Source organism: Helicobacter macacae MIT 99-5501, from assembly GCF_000507845.1.
In the GTDB taxonomy this organism is placed as follows: Bacteria; Campylobacterota; Campylobacteria; order Campylobacterales; family Helicobacteraceae; genus Helicobacter_B; species Helicobacter_B macacae.
In genome coordinates this window covers 719,255-720,212 of record NZ_KI669454.1, presented here as the reverse complement: position 1 = coordinate 720,212, position 958 = coordinate 719,255, and the positions used below count along the sequence as shown (strand labels likewise).

Genomic DNA, 958 nt, shown 5'->3' with positions numbered 1-958 from the left:
ATGACCTGATTTTACAAGGGACTAAAACATCATCTGCGCTTACTTCCTTGCAATCCCTCTTTTAGTATGACCTGATTTTACAAGGGACTAAAACGCATTGTATAATGCTATAATGGACTTTATAGCTTTTAGTATGACCTGATTTTACAAGGGACTAAAACGCGTCCATCAAAACGCTTATTTCTTTTTCACTTTTAGTATGACCTGATTTTACAAGGGACTAAAACTAGTCGATAGTTCCGCAGTAATCAGCCGAGCCTTTTAGTATGACCTGATTTTACAAGGGACTAAAACTCTCTTATATTGCACTTTTTCTTGCGAGGCTCTTTTAGTATGACCTGATTTTACAAGGGACTAAAACTCGCAGTAGAGGATTTCTTTGTCGATAAAGTCTTTGAGTATGACCTGATTTTACAAGGGACTAAAACGGACGCGGGCTCTTTATTTAACGCCGCTTTCTTTGAGTATGACCTGATTTTACAAGGGACTAAAACCTTTCGCCTAGCCAATAGTCAAGTCTTTCTCTTTGAGTATGACCTGATTTTACAAGGGACTAAAACAAATACGATGAAAATGAGAGGTATGAGGAGCTTTGAGTATGACCTGATTTTACAAGGGACTAAAACGCTCCAGTGCCTTGTACTAGAGCTCTTAGCCTTTGAGTATGACCTGATTTTACAAGGGACTAAAACTTTTATAGGATTCTTTTGTATAATCCTTACCTTTGAGTATGACCTGATTTTACAAGGGACTAAAACCTATAGCCTTTAGACTTACCATTTGAAAATCTTTGAGTATGACCTGATTTTACAAGGGACTAAAACCCAAATACTACGATGAAGATTAGAGGTATGAGCTTTGAGTATGACCTGATTTTACAAGGGACTAAAACAAGTTTTGTTTTATGTCAGCTTTGAAAGTTCTTTGAGTATGACCTGATTTTACAAGGGACTAAAAC

General features: G+C 36.8%; 1 CRISPR repeat array.

Going from position 1 to position 958, the window contains the following annotated elements:
• Nucleotides 1-58: 58 nt before the first annotated feature.
• A CRISPR array of direct repeats spans nucleotides 59-958; the repeat unit is 36 nt; unit sequence CTTTGAGTATGACCTGATTTTACAAGGGACTAAAAC.